The sequence below is a fragment of the Thermoanaerobaculia bacterium genome, assembly GCA_035260525.1.
Lineage (GTDB): Bacteria > Acidobacteriota > Thermoanaerobaculia > UBA5066 > DATFVB01 > DATFVB01.
In genome coordinates, this window is the sequence record DATFVB010000025.1 from 1 (window position 1) to 13,799 (window position 13,799).

Genomic DNA, 13,799 nt, shown 5'->3' on the forward strand with positions numbered 1-13,799 from the left:
GGTTCGGGCGGCGCGGGGCAATCTGCGGCGCCGCCGCGACTCGACGATGGCAACGCATCGCCATCGTCGCGGCGACTGGCAGCTTACCCCGCGGCGCTCCGAACGACGCCGAAGCTATTTCCGGGACGGGACACTAGCGTATGCCGGGCGAAGGTCCGCGGGGACGATCGTCGGCGTTGGCCGGGTACGGCGCGGCGATCGTGCTGGTGGCCCTCGTCGTCGGGGGCTTGAAACTCGTCGCCGGATTGACCGACGCCGCGCAGGCCCTTCTCCTCCTCGTGGTCGTGTTTCTGGTCGCGTGGGTCTGGGAAAGCGGTCCGGGAGTCTTCGCGGCCGTTCTCGCCACGCTCGCCTTCAATTTCTTCTTCCTTCCGCCGCTCTACACGTTCACGATCCACGATCCCCAGAACGTCGTGGCGCTCACCGTCTTCCTCGCCGCGGGGCTCGTGATCGGCCGCCTCTCGGCGCTCTCGCGGCTTCGGCTCCGCCTCCTGGAGCAGGAACGAAGCGACCTCCTGACCCTGACCGCGCTTTCCCAGTCGTTCCTCGCCGACACGAACCGGGAATCGCTCCTCGGCGTCGTCAGCGACCGGGTCCGCCGCGCGCTCGAGTGCGATCAGGCGGCGATCTTCCTCGAAGACGGAAGGGGACAGCTCGTCAACGCCGCGTCCTCGGGCGCCGGCGAGCTGCGGTCCGACCTCGCGGAGATCGCCTATCGGCAGGGAAACTCGGCGGCGTTCCCTTCGGCTCTGGGCGGCAGCGATCTCTATCTTCCGATCCCGCTCGGCGTCCACAGGGTCGGCGCGCTCGCCGTGCGCGGCGCGCGCCGGAGCGACCGGATGGCCGAAGGATGCGCTGCCCTCACCGGGCTCGCTCTCGAACGGGAGAAGTTCCTGAGGATCGCGCGCGAGGCGGAAGGCGCCCGGGCGCGGGACGAGATGAAATCGACCCTGCTCGCGACCCTCGGGCACGACCTGAAGACTCCGCTCGCCGCCGCGCGCGGATCGGTGGAGAACTGGGGACGGCGAGCCGGCGAGAGCGGCGAGTCGCGGGAAGTCGTCGGCGCGCTCGAGCGCCTCACCCGGCTGGTGGAGGACCTGCTGAACGTCGTCCGCCTGGAGGCGGGAACCGCCCGGCCGAGCCGCGAGCGCGTCTCCTGCGGCGCGATCGCCGAAGCGGCGGTGGCCCGGTTCGGAAACGCGCTCGAGGGACACTCCCTCGTCGTGGACGTTTCCGGCGCCGAGACCCGGGTCTCGGTCGACCCGGCTCAAATCACCGAGGCGATCGGGATGGGGCTCGAAAATGCGGGCCGCTACTCGCCGGCGGGGAGCGAGGTCCGGTTCTCGGTCTTCCGGGAGGGGCCGGATGCCGTTTTCCGGGTGACCGACTCGGGTCCGGGAATCCCGCCGTCCGATCGCGAGCGCGCCATGGAGAAGTTCGTCCGGCTCGGCGGCGGGGCGGGAGCTCCCGGGAGCGGACTCGGCCTCTACATCGCGCGGAGCCTGACGGAGCAAAACGGCGGCCGGCTCTCGCTCGCGGCGTCGCCCGCCGGAGGTACGACGTTCGAGATCCGGCTCGCGGCGGAGGAATCGTGAAACGGGTCCTCGTCGCCGACGACGATCCGGCGATCCGGAAGGTGATCCGGGAGGCGCTCGCCCGCGAAGGATTCGAGGTCGAAACGGCGGCGGACGGGCGGGAAGCGATCGAGCGGGCCGAAACGGCGCCGTTCGACCTCGTGATCACGGACCTGTCGATGCCGAACGTGGACGGACTCGGCCTCGTGCGCCAGATCCGGAAGGTTTCCGAAGTCCCGATTCTGGTGCTCACGGTTCGCGCCGAGGAAAAGGAGAAGGTCGCCCTCCTCGACGCCGGCGCCGACGACTACGTCGTGAAGCCGTTCGGCGTCGCGGAGCTCCTCGCGCGGGTCCGGGCGCTCCTGCGCCGGCTGGCGCCCGCCTCCTCCGGCCCGGCCCGGTTCGGCGACGTGGAGGTCGACCTCGCCGGCAAGCGCGTCGTCCGGGGGGGCCGCGAACTGCATCTGACCCCGACCGAGTTCGCGCTGCTCGAGACGTTCCTCTCGAAGCCGGGCGTCCTCTGGACGCACCGGCAGCTCATCGCCGCGGTCTGGCAGGGGAGCGGCGGCGTCACGAACGACACCGTGCGCGTCCACGTCGGAAGCCTCCGGCGGAAGATCGAGCCCGACCCGAATCGGCCCCGACACATCGTGACGGAGCCCTGGGTCGGCTATCGCTTCAACCCGGGCGAATAGCGCCCGCCGGATCTTTCGAACTTCTTTCTCGATTCTTCCGGACTCTTTCCGGCCCCGCGCGCGATTCTTCGGCGGTGAGCCACCGTGGTCTGCTTCCGCGCCGATCCCGGATGACGCTGGCCCTGGCCGCCGTCGCCGTCGTGGCCGCCTGCTTTTTCTCCGACCTGAGGCTCCGTCCGGGCGGTGCGAAACGAGACGAGCTCCGGGGCGTCGGCCTGATCGGCTACGCCGTCCTGCTCGATCGTGCCATCGGGCCTGGCGTCGACCGGCGACGCGGTGGCCGCTTCCGATGATGCGCTCGACCGCCTCCTTCGACCCTCTCCGACGCCGAAATCGTTTGTCGCGGAGTCGGGAAGAAAAATTTCCGGGCGCCGTCGGGTGCAGCGCGAAGGAGAAACGACGATGGCCGATCTGATCTTTCTCGCCCTGACCGTTCTGCTCTTCCGGGCCTCGGTCTGGTATGTGCGGCGCTGCGACCGGATGTGAGAGAGGTGCGCCGTGGGATGGGAAGACGCTCTCGGTCTGCTCGTGACGCTTTTCCTGCTCGGCTATCTGCTCTGGACGATGGTCCGGGCGGAGAAGGTGTGAGGTCCCGACCATGACCTCGCCGAACCTGATCGAAATCCTCGTGTATTTCGCGATCATCGTCGCGATCACGCCCATCGTCGGCCGCTACATGACGCGCGTGTTCGACGGCCGAAGGACCCTCCTCGACCCGCTCCTCCGGCCCGTCGAGCGGGCGGTTTACCGGATCTGCCGCGTCGACGCCGAGCGCGACCAGACCTGGGTCGAATGGACGATCGCGATGCTTCTGGTCAACGCGGTGTCGCTCGTCGTCCTGTACCTCATGCAGCGGCTCCAGAAGTGGCTGCCGCTCAACCCCAATCACTTCGGCAATGTCTCCCCGGATTCCTCCTGGAACACCGCGGTCTCGTTCACGACGAACACGAACTGGCAGGGCTACTCGGGCGAATCGACGATGTCGTTCTTCACCCAGATGGCGGGGCTCGCGTACCACAACTTCCTGTCGGCCGCGACCGGCATCGCGATCGCGGTCGCCGTGATCCGGGGGATCGCGCGCGAGAAGGCGAAAGGAATCGGAAACTTCTGGTTCGACTGCACCCGCGCGCTCCTCTGGGTGCTCCTGCCGTTCTCGTTCGCCGCCGCTCTGTTCCTCGTCTCTCGTGGGGTCGTCCAGAACTTCCGGGCCGACGTCTCCGTGACGACCCTCGAGGGAAGGACCCAGAAGATCCCGCAAGGACCGGTCGCCTCGCAGGAGGCGATCAAGGAGCTCGGCACCAACGGCGGCGGCTTCTTCAACGCCAACTCCGCCCACCCGTACGAGAACCCCACGCCCGGGACGAACTTCGTCGAGATGCTGCTGATCTTCGCGATCGGCGCGGGGCTGACGAACACGCTCGGGCGGATGACCGGCTCGGTCCGGCACGGCTGGGCGGTCTTCGCCGCGATGGCGATCCTCTTTCTCGCCGGCGTCATCGTCGCGAACGTCTCCGAGCGGCGGGGCAACCCGATCCACCAGAAGGCGGGCGTCGAAACGTCGGCCGGAAACATGGAGGGGAAGGAGGTCCGGTTCGGGATCGGCGACTCGACCCTCTTTGCGACAATCACGACGGACGCTTCCTGCGGCGCGATCAACTCCTGGCACGACTCCTATACGCCGCTCGGGGGTCTCGTCCCGCTCGCCAACATCGCGACGGGGGAGGTGGTCTTCGGGGGCGTCGGCGCGGGCCTCTACGGAATGTTCGTCTTCGTCGTCCTCTCGGTCTTCATCGCCGGCCTCATGGTCGGACGCACGCCGGAGTATCTCGGCAAGAAGATCGAGGCCCACGAAGTGAAGCTCGCGATGCTCTCGGTCCTGATCCTGACGCTCATCATCCTCGGCTTCTCGGCAGCCGCCGCGCGGGGGAAGCCGGGCCTCTCCTCGCTCGCCAACGCCGGTCCCCACGGCTTCTCGGAGATCCTCTACGCGTACGAATCCGGCGCGGGGAACAACGGCTCCGCCTTCGCGGGCCTGAACGCCAACACGCTCTGGTACAACACGACGCTCGGGTTCGACATGTTCTTCGGCCGGTTCTGGATGATCATCCCGATCCTCGGGATCGCGGGGTCGCTTGCGGCGAAGAAGAAGATCCCGGAGTCCGCCGGGACGTTCCCGGTGACCGGCCCGCTCTTCACGTTCCTCCTCGTCGGCGTGATCGTCATCGTCGGCGCACTGACGTTCTTTCCGGCCTTCTCGCTCGGCCCGATCGTGGAGCAGCTTGCGATGCAGGCCGGGACGCTCTTCTGAGGATGACCGACGTGGCAAAGACGGCACGACGCAAGCTCTTCGATCCGGCGATCGTCCGGCCGGCGATCCGCGATTCCTTCCGGAAGCTCGCTCCGAAGGTCCAGATGAAGAACCCGGTCATGTTCGTGGTGCTGGCCGGCGCGGCGCTCGTGACCCTTCTCCTCGTGCGGGACGCCGCGCGCGGCGGGGAGATCCTGTTCAACGTCCAGATCGCCGTCTGGCTCTGGTTCACGCTCCTCTTCGCGAACTTCGCCGAAGCCATGGCGGAGGGCCGGGGAAAGGCGCAGGCGGAGGCGCTCCGCAAGGGAAAGACGGAGATGACGGCGCGCCGGCTCGGCCGCAAGGGTGAGGAGGTCGTTGCCGCGACCGCGCTCCGCAAGGGCGACCGCGTCGTGGTCGAAGCCGGGCAGATGATTCCGGGCGACGGCACGGTCGTCGAGGGGATCGCCTCGGTCGACGAATCCGCGATCACCGGCGAGTCGGCTCCCGTCATCCGCGAATCGGGAGGAGACCGTTCGGCCGTCACCGGAGGCACCCGGGTCCTTTCCGACCGCATCGTCGTCGCGATCACGTCGAACCCCGGCGAGACGTTCATCGACCGGATGATCGCGCTCGTCGAGGGCGCGCAGCGGCAGAAGACCCCCAACGAGATCGCGCTCTCGATCCTTCTTTCCGGCCTCACGATCGTCTTCCTGATCGCGACCGTGACCCTCCGCCCCTTCGCGCTCTATGCCGGCGGACAGGCGACGACCGCCGTCCTGATCGCGCTCCTCGTCTGCCTCATTCCGACGACGATCGGCGGCCTCCTCTCGGCCATCGGCATCGCCGGAATGGACCGCGTCCTCCAGCACAACGTTCTCGCGATGTCGGGGCGCGCGGTCGAAGCCGCGGGAGACGTCAACGTGCTGCTCCTCGACAAGACGGGGACGATCACGCTCGGGAACCGCCAGGCGACCGACTTCGTCCCCGCCGAGGGCGTCGCGGCGGAGGAGCTCGCCGAGGCGGCCCAGCTCTCCTCGCTCGCCGACGAGACGCCGGAGGGACGGTCAATCGTCGTCCTCGCCAAGGAGCGGCACAACCTTCGCGGCCGGCACGTCGCCGGCATGAACTTCATTCCGTTCTCGGCCACGACCCGGATGTCGGGCGTCGATTTCAACGGCCGGAAGATCCGGAAGGGCGCCGGCGACGCCGTCATGGAATGGGTCCGGAGCGAAGGGGCCGAGACTTCGCCTGCCGTCAACGACGAGATCAACCGCATCGCCGGGCAGGGAGCGACTCCGCTCCTCGTCGCCGACGGTCCCAGAGTCCTCGGTGTCGTCGCGCTACGCGACATCGTGAAGGCGGGGATGCGCGACCGCTTCGACCGGCTCCGGGCCATGGGGATCAAGACGATCATGATCACGGGCGACAATCCGCTGACCGCCGCGGCCATCGCCCAGGAAGCCGGCGTCGACGACTTCCTCGCCCAGGCGAAGCCCGAGGACAAGCTCGCTCTGATCCGCCGCGAGCAGGAGGGGGGAAACCTCGTCGCGATGACCGGCGACGGCACGAACGACGCGCCGGCCCTCGCGCAGGCGGACGTCGGCGTCGCGATGAACACGGGAACGCAGGCGGCGCGCGAGGCGGGGAACATGGTCGATCTCGACTCGAACCCGACGAAGCTGATCGAAATCGTCGAGATCGGCAAGCAGCTCCTGATGACCCGAGGGGCGCTCACGACGTTCTCGATCTCGAACGACGTCGCGAAGTACTTCGCGATCCTCCCCGCGATGTTCGCTTCGACGTATCCGCTCTTGAACGCCTTGAACGTGATGCATCTGGGAAACCCCCGGTCGGCGATCCTGTCGGCGGTCATCTTCAACGCGCTCGTCATCGTCGCTTTGATTCCGCTCGCTCTCCGCGGCGTGAGATACCGGCCGCTCGGAGCGGCCCGGATCCTTTCTCGCAATCTCGTGATCTACGGGATCGGCGGAATCCTCGTGCCCTTCGCGGGAATCAAGCTGATCGACATGGCCGTCGTGGCCCTCCGGCTCGCGTGAGGTTGTAGTGCCTGCCAACGAGAATAGCGAGTGCGGCGCGCCAGCGGCTTGCGGACGAGCTCAAGGCACGGCGCGGGAGCAGATGCCGGTAGCATCGGGCCCGCCTGCGTGGCCGAAGCCACTTCGGCGCGGCGAAGGCCCGCGTTGCAACGCCGAGATCGTTCGCAATGTGCGGGCGCCCTTCGGGTTCAGGCGGCGCGGGGCGATCGGCTGCGTTGCCGCGACTCGACGATCGCTACGGCATCGCCTGCATCGCGTCGCCTTGCAGCTTACCCCGCGGCGCACCGAACGCCGCTATCGCAATTCTCGTTGGGAGGCACTTGGATGAAGATGCTGGCTCGTTCGATTCTCTTCGTCGCGGCGACGACGGTCCTCTTCGGAGGCGTCTATCCCGCCGCGGTGACGCTGGCGGCGCGCGTTCTCTGGCGCGACCGCGCGGACGGATCCTTCGTGAAGATCGGAGGCCGCATCGTGGGATCGGAGCTCATCGGCCAGAGCTTCTCCGGGGCGCGCTATCTGCACGCCCGCCCGTCGGCGGCCGGCAAGGACGGCTACGACGCCACGGCCTCCGGAGGGACGAACCTGGGCCCGACGAGCGCGGCGCTCGCGAAGGCGGTCGCGGCCGCGGTCGCCGCCGCGCGCGCCGATCGGCCGGGCGACCCCCGCCCGGTCCCGGCGGACCTCGTGACGAGCTCGGCCTCCGGAATTGACCCGCATCTCTCTCCCGACGCCGCGCGATGGCAGGCCCTTCGGATCGCAAGGGCGCGCGGCGTCTCCGAAAGCGCCGTGCTCGCCGCGATCGATCGGCACGTCGAGAACCGGACGCTCGGATTCATCGGCGATCCTCGGGTGAACGTGCTGATGACGAACGTCGATCTCGACCGGGCTCTTCCCGGGAGATAGCCTCGGCCATGGCTACCGATCGCCGAACGTCGCCCGAGGACTTCCTCCGGCTGATCGAGAAGGCGAAACGAGGCCGTCTCAAGATCTACGTGGGCCATGCCGCGGGCGTCGGGAAGACCTACCAGATGCTCGAGGACGCCTATCACCTGAAAAAGCGCGGCGTCGACGTCGTCGTTGGATTCGTCGAGACGCACGGGCGCGTGGAAACCCGGGAGAAGCTCGAGGGGCTGCCGATCCTTCCGCGCCGGAAGGTCGCGTACAAGGGGAAGGAGCTCGAAGAGATGGATCTCCCCGCGATCCTCGCGCGCAAGCCCGAGATCGTCGTCGTCGACGAGCTGGCGCACACGAACGTCCCCGGTGTCGAGCACGAGAAGCGGTTCCAGGACGTCGAGGAGATCCTCGCGGCGGGGATCTCCGTGATGACGACCGTCAACATCCAGCACGTCGAGTCCCTGTTCGACGTCGTGACGCGCGCCACCGGGGTGGACGTTCGGGAGCGCGTCCCCGACCGCCTCCTCCGGCAGGCGGACGCGATCGTCAACGTCGACCTTCCCTCCGAAGAGCTGATCCAGCGGCTCCGCGAGGGGAAGATCTATCCCGCCGAACGGATCACGCCGGCGCTCGAGAACTTCTTTCGTCCCGAGAACCTCGCCTCGCTCCGCGAGCTCGCGATGCGGTCGATCGCCGACCGGCTCGAAGCCGACCGGCGCGCGCGGGACCGCGCGGGAGAGACGGGTCCCGTCGGCACGAAGGTGATGGTCGCGATGTCGTCCAACGCGGAGACGACCCGGCTGCTCCTGCGGCGAGCCTCCGCGCTCGCCGGCCGGATGAACACGAACTGGTTCGCCGCCTATGTCCGCACGCCGAAGGAGCACCCGCACCGGATGTCGGCGCGGGATCACCGCCTGCTCTCGGAGAACGTCACGCTGGCGATGGAGCTCGGCGCGAAAGTCGTCTGGTTGTCGGCGAAAAACGTCGCGGGCGAGCTTCTCCGCTTCGCGAAGCAGAACGACGTGACGGTCGCGATGTTCGGCAAGAGCCGCCGGCCGTGGTGGAGCCGCCTCATCGCGAAAAGCCCGATCGACCGCTTCGCGAAGATCGGAACCGGAATCGACGTGTACGAGATTGAGACGGGGAGCTGACGGGGCCGGGTCGGGGCCCCGAGGGTTTCCTTCCGGCTTCCGAGGCCCACTCCGTCCGGACTTAGAATTCCCGCTCCCATGTCCTCGATCGCCAACCCCTCCCAGAGCTACGCCGCGGTGCTCCGCGAAAACCCCGATTTCCGGCGCATCTGGATCGGGCAGGTCGGGAGCCTGCTCGGCGACTGGTTCAATCAGGTCGCGGTCCTGTCGCTGCTGCTCCGGCTGACCGGCTCGGGGAGCGCGGCCGGGATCTTCTACGTCCTGCAGATGGTGCCGGTCTTCCTCGTCTCGCCGCTCGCCGGCCGCGTCGTCGACCACCTTCCGCGCAAGCTCGTGATGATCGCGGCCGACGTTTCCCGCGCCGGGGTCGTGCTGGCGTTCCTGCTCGTCGACCGGCCGGGGCGGATCTGGATCGTCTATCTCGCGACCTTCGTCCAGATGGGGATCTCGTCGTTCTTCGAGCCCGCGCGCAACGCCGTGACGCCGCGCGTCGTCCGGCCCGAAGGGCTTCTCGCCGCCAACGCGCTGACCGCGACGACGTGGTCGGTGATGCTCGCCGCCGGTGCGGCGATCGGCGGGCTCCTCACCGCGATCTTCGGCGAGCGTACGGCCTTCCTCCTGAACTCCGCGAGCTACCTCTGGTCCGCGTGGTTCGTGCTCCGGGCGGTGATCCCGCCGATCGAGTCGCGTCCGCATCCTTCCGAGCGGGGGTTCCTCTCGGGAGTTCGCGAGGCGCTCCGCGCGCCCTCCCTGCTGCCGGTCCTCTGCGCGAAGGCGCTCCTCGGACTCGCCGGCGGGACGGGGCTCGTGCTCGCGATCTGGGGCGAGCGCGTTTTCCGATTCGGAAAAACGGCCGCCGGAGGGATCGGGTTCCTGTTCGCCGCCCGCGGCATCGGAACGGGGATCGGGCCGTTCATCGCGCGGCGGTGGGGGAGCACGCAGGGCCCCGCCGCGCGGCGGACCCTCGCCTGGGGATTCCTGATTTGCGGGGCCTTTCTCGCCGCGGCCTCGCTGGCGCATTCGGCTCTCCTCGCCTTCCTGTTCCTCGTCGGTTCGGGGATCGGCACCGCGATCACCTGGGTGCTCTCGACGGTGCTCCTGCAGCAGGAGACGACCGACCGCGTCCGCGGCCGCGTCTTCGCCGCCGACCAGGCGCTCGTGACGCTCACGATCTCGGCGTCGATGCTCGCGACCGGCAAGGCGCTCGATCACCCGCGCTGGACGCCCCGGGGGGTCGGGCTCGGAGTCTCGGTCGTGTATTTCGTGGGCGCGGGAATCTACGAGCTGCTCCTCCTCCAGGCGCGGGTCCGGACCCGGCGCCTGACCCCCGCCGCGCCGGAGGCCGGGAGCGCATAGCGGCGCGGCCCGGAAGCGCTAAAATCAGCCGCGATGCCTCCCCGCACGCTTCGGTTGCTCGTCGCGATCGACTTTTCGCCCGAGTCGAAGCTCGCCTACGAGGTGGCCCGAGATCTCGCCCTCCGGACGGGAGCATCGCTGACGCTCGCGCACGTCCGGCCCTATTCCGACGTGGGCGCCGCGGTGTCCGAGGATCGCGGAGACCTTCTGAAAAGGAAGGGGAAGGCGCTGGCCGCCGGACTGCGGACCCATTACGCCGAGCGGTTCGCCTCGATCGCGAGGGGAACGGGGAAGGTGAGGCACCTTCTGCTCCGCGGAAAGCCCTCCCTGGAGCTTCGGCGAGAAGCGAGGAAGGGGTACGACGTGCTCGCGATCGGGAGCCGGGGACGCGGCCGGGTCGCATCGGCTCTCCTCGGCAGCACCGTCCGGGAGCTCCTCGCCGGCTGCCCGATCCCGGTCCTCGTTGCGCCGCCCGGCTTGAGGCGCTGATCGCCCCGCCCGTCGACGGGCGGGTGTTGAAAAACGAGTCCGGGCCGCATTTCACGAGTCTTGCCGATCGGTCTTACGATCCGGTGTTTCCGGTGGGAAGCTGCCCGGCTCGGCGTCGCGGTCGATCTCGGCGCGGAGTCTCGGAAGGACGCTCGGGCGGCGGTGCTGCAGGAACGCGATCAGGCGCTCGCGCACCTCGCAGCGCAGGTCCCACGCCCTCGGCCCGTCGGACGCACTCATGAGCGCGCGCAGCTGGATCGTCCGATCGGAGGCGGCGGTCACCTGCAGGTTCCATACTTTGCCGTCCCAGAGCCGCGATGCCTGGAGGATGCGGTGCAGCTCCTGGCGGATCTCTTCGACGGGAGCCGTGTAGTCGACGTGCAGCGAGACGGCTCCGAGGATGTTTGCCGTCGTCCGCGTCCAGTTCTGAAACGGTTTCTCGATGAAATACGACAGCGGCACGACCAGGCGCCGCTCGTCCCAGATCCGGACGACGACATAGGTCATGCGGATCTCCTCGATGCGGCCCCACTCCCCCTCGATCACGACGACGTCGTCGAGGCGGATCGGCTCGGTCAGCGCGACCTGGATGCCGGCGAGAAGATTCGAGATCGTCTCCCGGGCCGCGAGCCCGAGGATGATGCCCGCCACCCCGGCCGAGGCGAGGAGGCTCGTCCCGAAGCGGCGGATCGCGGGGAACGTCATCAGCATCAGCCCGGCCGCGACCGTCGCGACGATGATGACGACGATGCGCCGCAGCATCTCCGTGCGGGTTCGCGCCCGGCGCGCCGCCAGATTGTCGGCGGCCGCGATGTCGAAACGGCTCGAGACGAAGTCGTCGAGGACGTTCGTCATCGCAATGACCAGATACGCGACGGCCGCGATCAGGAGGAGCCCGGCCCCGTGCTGGACGGGGCCTTCGAGCGCGGCGGGAAGAGGCGTGGCGGGCAGCGCCAGGAAGAGGGCTGCGAAGACGGCGAGCAGCCGCGCCGGACGGCGGGCGTGTCGAACGATCGACGCGTCGACGAGGTTGCGGGTCCGCGCCGTGATCCGTGCGAGCGCCGAGAAGGCGAGATGATGGATCCCGAGCGCCACGAGGATCGCGCCGGCCAGGATTGCCATCGACCACGCGCCTTCGCGCCCGATTGAGAGGAAACCGGTCACCCTGCCAGATTACCAGCACCGGACCGGCCGGAATCGCGAAAAGCGAAGCGCGACGTCCGCGTCCGGTCTCCGAGAATGGACCCGCCGCCGTTCGGAGCGCTGCCGACGCTAGCCCGGCTTCGGCGGTCTCGGTCCGGCGTCCGGCGACTCCTCGGCGCCCTCCCGGGACGACTCCTCCCCGACCTCCTCATCGAGCGCGAGGAGCCTCGCATCGACGTCCCCGACGACCTCCTCGAACGGCTCCGGGCCGAGGAGACCGCGGTCCGCCGCCGCGATGAGCGCGGCCTTCTCCGCGACGAGGATGTGCCGCCGGACGTCGCGGCGCAGCGTCCCGGGAGCCGCGCCTTCCTTGCCGCGAATCTTGACCAGCGCTCTTTCCGCTTCGTCCGCCTTCGTCGCGTAACGGGCTCGAAACTCTTCGACGACGTCGGGCGACACGACGAAGTCCTGCTGCATCCGCTCCAGCTCGGAAAGCGCCGCGCGCGCGGCGACGGCGCGCCCGCGCGCGATCTCGACCTCGTTTCGACGCTTCGTCCGGTCGACGAGCCCCGCGCGCTTCATCAGGGGACTCATGGTGCTCCCCTGGATCAGGATCGTGAGCAGCACGACGCCGAAGGTCATCGTGACGAGCAGGCTCCGCTGCGGGACGTCCGCCGCGAGGCTCAGCGCCAGGACCATCGAAAGCGCGCCGCGCAGGCCCGCCCACGTCAGGACCGCGGTCCACGGCCACGGAATCCTTTCGCGGGTGCGGCGGAGCAGCGCGGCGACCGAAAGGATGACGACGCTGCGGCCGGCGGTCATGGCGACATACGCGACGAGGATCGGCGCCCATGAGGCGGCGAGATCGGCGGCCCGCAGCTCGAAGCCGACGAGGAGAAAGACGATGGAGTTCAGCGCGAACGCGGCGTATTCCCAGAACGTCTCGGCCGCGATCCGCGTCGAAGGGTTCATCCCGCTCCGGACCGCGTAGTTGCCGCACAGCATCCCCGCGGTGACCGTCGCGATCACTCCCGATCCGCCGATCGCCTCCGCAGCCACGAACGACCCGTAGGCGGCGATCGTCGTGAGCGTGATCTCGATCATCGGGTCGTCCACCGATCGGATGACGCGGCTCACGGCCGTTCCGACCGCGACGCCGGTCAGCGCGCCGGCGCCCACTTCCTTGAAAAACGCCAGAGCGAGCGATCCGGCGGTCGGATGCGCTCCCGACACGAGCTCGAGGACGAGCCCGAAGAGCACGAGCGCGGTGCCGTCGTTCAGGAGGCTTTCCCCCTCGACGAGAACGCGCAGCCGCTTCGGCGCGCCGAGGGCGCGGAACAGCCCGACGACGGCGATCGGGTCGGTCGCCGCGATCACCGCCCCGAAGATCAGCCCGTGCGCGAACGTGAATCCGCGCATGAAGTCGAGCCCGTGCGCGAGCGACGCGAGGATCGCCGCCGTCAGGAGGATCGTGGCGAGGACGCCCGGCACGGCGAGCATCGGGATCGCGAGCCGGTTCTTCCAGAAATCGCCCAGATCCAGATGGAACGACGCCTCGAAGAGGAGGCCCGGCAGGATGAACGTGTAGAGGAGCTGCCGCGTGAGATGCGGAGCCTCGACCACGTGCACCAGGCCGAGGACCAGGCCCGTCGCGACGAGGGCCACCGTGTAGGGGATCTTCAGCCGTTTGGCCGCGATCGCGACGGCGCTCGCGATCGAGAACAGGACGAGGAACACCGCCTCGAAGTGCACGAAAGGAGCTTAATCGCACAGGAGCGGGGCGTCCCAGCCGCCCGCCGGTCAGGCGCCGCCGCCCTCGAAGACCGGTTTGACGGAACCCCCTCGCTGGACTAGGATTCCGCTCTCTTCGTGGGGCTGTAGCTCAGTTGGGAGAGCGCCTGAATGGCATTCAGGAGGTCGACGGTTCGATCCCGTTCAGCTCCACCACTCTTTTCAATACTTTACGACCCATTTCCCCTCGCGCGCGCGAGGGACGAGTTCAAAAAAGAGTTCAAAGCGTTCCCTCTTTGGCTCGATTTCGGGTCGATTTCAGCGGCCGATTTCACAGTGCCTGTCCCCAAAGTCTTCCTGCTTCGATGATGAGCTCGGATGACCATTTCGGGGAGACCGGGGGCGTATCATCGACGAAC

At 68.6% G+C, this 13,799-nt stretch carries 12 protein-coding genes and 1 tRNA gene; 11 read left to right on the forward strand and 2 right to left on the reverse strand.

Features of this window, described 5'->3' with window-relative positions:
* The first annotated feature begins 176 nt into the window (after positions 1 to 176).
* From VKH46_00925 to VKH46_00970, 10 genes are all read left to right on the forward strand, one after another.
* Positions 177 to 1,595 (forward strand): DUF4118 domain-containing protein, encoded by a 1,419-nt coding sequence (locus VKH46_00925; GenBank protein ID HKB69375.1) that lies wholly within the window; start codon positions 177 to 179, stop codon positions 1,593 to 1,595.
* The gene (locus VKH46_00930; protein HKB69376.1) at positions 1,592 to 2,269 is read left to right on the forward strand and encodes a response regulator transcription factor; all 678 of its coding nucleotides are present in this window, start codon (positions 1,592 to 1,594) and stop codon (positions 2,267 to 2,269) included. The genes VKH46_00925 and VKH46_00930 overlap by 4 nt, the downstream gene beginning before the upstream one ends.
* Before the next feature lie 110 nt (positions 2,270 to 2,379).
* On the forward strand, positions 2,380 to 2,562 hold the full coding sequence (locus VKH46_00935; GenBank protein HKB69377.1) for a hypothetical protein: 183 nt from the start codon (positions 2,380 to 2,382) through the stop codon (positions 2,560 to 2,562).
* A 205-nt stretch (positions 2,563 to 2,767) separates the two neighbouring features.
* Positions 2,768 to 2,857 carry a potassium-transporting ATPase subunit F gene (locus VKH46_00940; GenBank protein ID HKB69378.1) on the forward strand — a complete coding sequence of 30 codons (90 nt, stop codon included), beginning with the start codon at positions 2,768 to 2,770 and terminating at the stop codon, positions 2,855 to 2,857.
* A 10-nt stretch (positions 2,858 to 2,867) separates the two neighbouring features.
* On the forward strand, positions 2,868 to 4,577 hold the full coding sequence (gene kdpA, locus VKH46_00945) for a potassium-transporting ATPase subunit KdpA (protein ID HKB69379.1): 1,710 nt from the start codon (positions 2,868 to 2,870) through the stop codon (positions 4,575 to 4,577).
* 2 nt (positions 4,578 to 4,579) lie between these two features.
* Complete coding sequence (kdpB, locus tag VKH46_00950; GenBank protein HKB69380.1) at positions 4,580 to 6,616, forward strand: potassium-transporting ATPase subunit KdpB; 2,037 nt, start codon at positions 4,580 to 4,582, stop codon at positions 6,614 to 6,616.
* 324 nt (positions 6,617 to 6,940) lie between these two features.
* Positions 6,941 to 7,519, forward strand: a complete 579-nt coding sequence (gene kdpC, locus VKH46_00955; protein ID HKB69381.1) for a potassium-transporting ATPase subunit KdpC — start codon at positions 6,941 to 6,943, stop codon at positions 7,517 to 7,519.
* An 8-nt stretch (positions 7,520 to 7,527) separates the two neighbouring features.
* A complete protein-coding gene (locus VKH46_00960; protein HKB69382.1) occupies positions 7,528 to 8,661 on the forward strand; it encodes a histidine kinase in 1,134 nt (377 codons plus the stop codon).
* Positions 8,662 to 8,739: 78 nt separating this feature from the next.
* Positions 8,740 to 10,017, forward strand: coding sequence for an MFS transporter (locus tag VKH46_00965; protein HKB69383.1), 1,278 nt, complete (start codon positions 8,740 to 8,742; stop codon positions 10,015 to 10,017).
* Positions 10,018 to 10,050: 33 nt separating this feature from the next.
* The gene (locus VKH46_00970; protein ID HKB69384.1) at positions 10,051 to 10,506 is read left to right on the forward strand and encodes a universal stress protein; all 456 of its coding nucleotides are present in this window, start codon (positions 10,051 to 10,053) and stop codon (positions 10,504 to 10,506) included.
* 51 nt (positions 10,507 to 10,557) lie between these two features.
* Here VKH46_00970 and VKH46_00975 read toward each other — a convergent pair whose 3' ends face one another.
* Both VKH46_00975 and VKH46_00980 read right to left on the reverse strand, forming a co-directional pair.
* A complete protein-coding gene (locus VKH46_00975) occupies positions 10,558 to 11,628 on the reverse strand; it encodes a mechanosensitive ion channel domain-containing protein (GenBank protein HKB69385.1) in 1,071 nt (356 codons plus the stop codon).
* A gap of 150 nt (positions 11,629 to 11,778) precedes the next feature.
* Complete coding sequence (locus VKH46_00980) at positions 11,779 to 13,401, reverse strand: sodium:proton antiporter (protein HKB69386.1); 1,623 nt, start codon at positions 13,399 to 13,401, stop codon at positions 11,779 to 11,781.
* A gap of 119 nt (positions 13,402 to 13,520) precedes the next feature.
* Here VKH46_00980 and VKH46_00985 point away from each other — a divergent pair.
* Positions 13,521 to 13,596 (forward strand) — tRNA-Ala (locus VKH46_00985).
* Positions 13,597 to 13,799 lie beyond the last annotated feature (203 nt).

What these genes read in the sequence shown, in the direction of transcription:
- VKH46_00935 (HKB69377.1), top strand. Translation starts at nt 2,380, where the DNA reads ATGACGCTGGCCCTGGCCGCCGTCGCCGTCGTGGCCGCCTGCTTTTTC.
- kdpA (HKB69379.1), top strand. Translation starts at nt 2,868, where the DNA reads ATGACCTCGCCGAACCTGATCGAAATCCTCGTGTATTTCGCGATCATC.
- kdpB (HKB69380.1), top strand. Translation starts at nt 4,580, where the DNA reads ATGACCGACGTGGCAAAGACGGCACGACGCAAGCTCTTCGATCCGGCG.
- kdpC (HKB69381.1), top strand. Translation starts at nt 6,941, where the DNA reads ATGAAGATGCTGGCTCGTTCGATTCTCTTCGTCGCGGCGACGACGGTC.
- VKH46_00960 (HKB69382.1), top strand. Translation starts at nt 7,528, where the DNA reads ATGGCTACCGATCGCCGAACGTCGCCCGAGGACTTCCTCCGGCTGATC.
- VKH46_00965 (HKB69383.1), top strand. Translation starts at nt 8,740, where the DNA reads ATGTCCTCGATCGCCAACCCCTCCCAGAGCTACGCCGCGGTGCTCCGC.
- VKH46_00970 (HKB69384.1), top strand. Translation starts at nt 10,051, where the DNA reads ATGCCTCCCCGCACGCTTCGGTTGCTCGTCGCGATCGACTTTTCGCCC.
- VKH46_00975 (HKB69385.1), bottom strand. Translation starts at nt 11,628, where the DNA reads ATGGCAATCCTGGCCGGCGCGATCCTCGTGGCGCTCGGGATCCATCAT.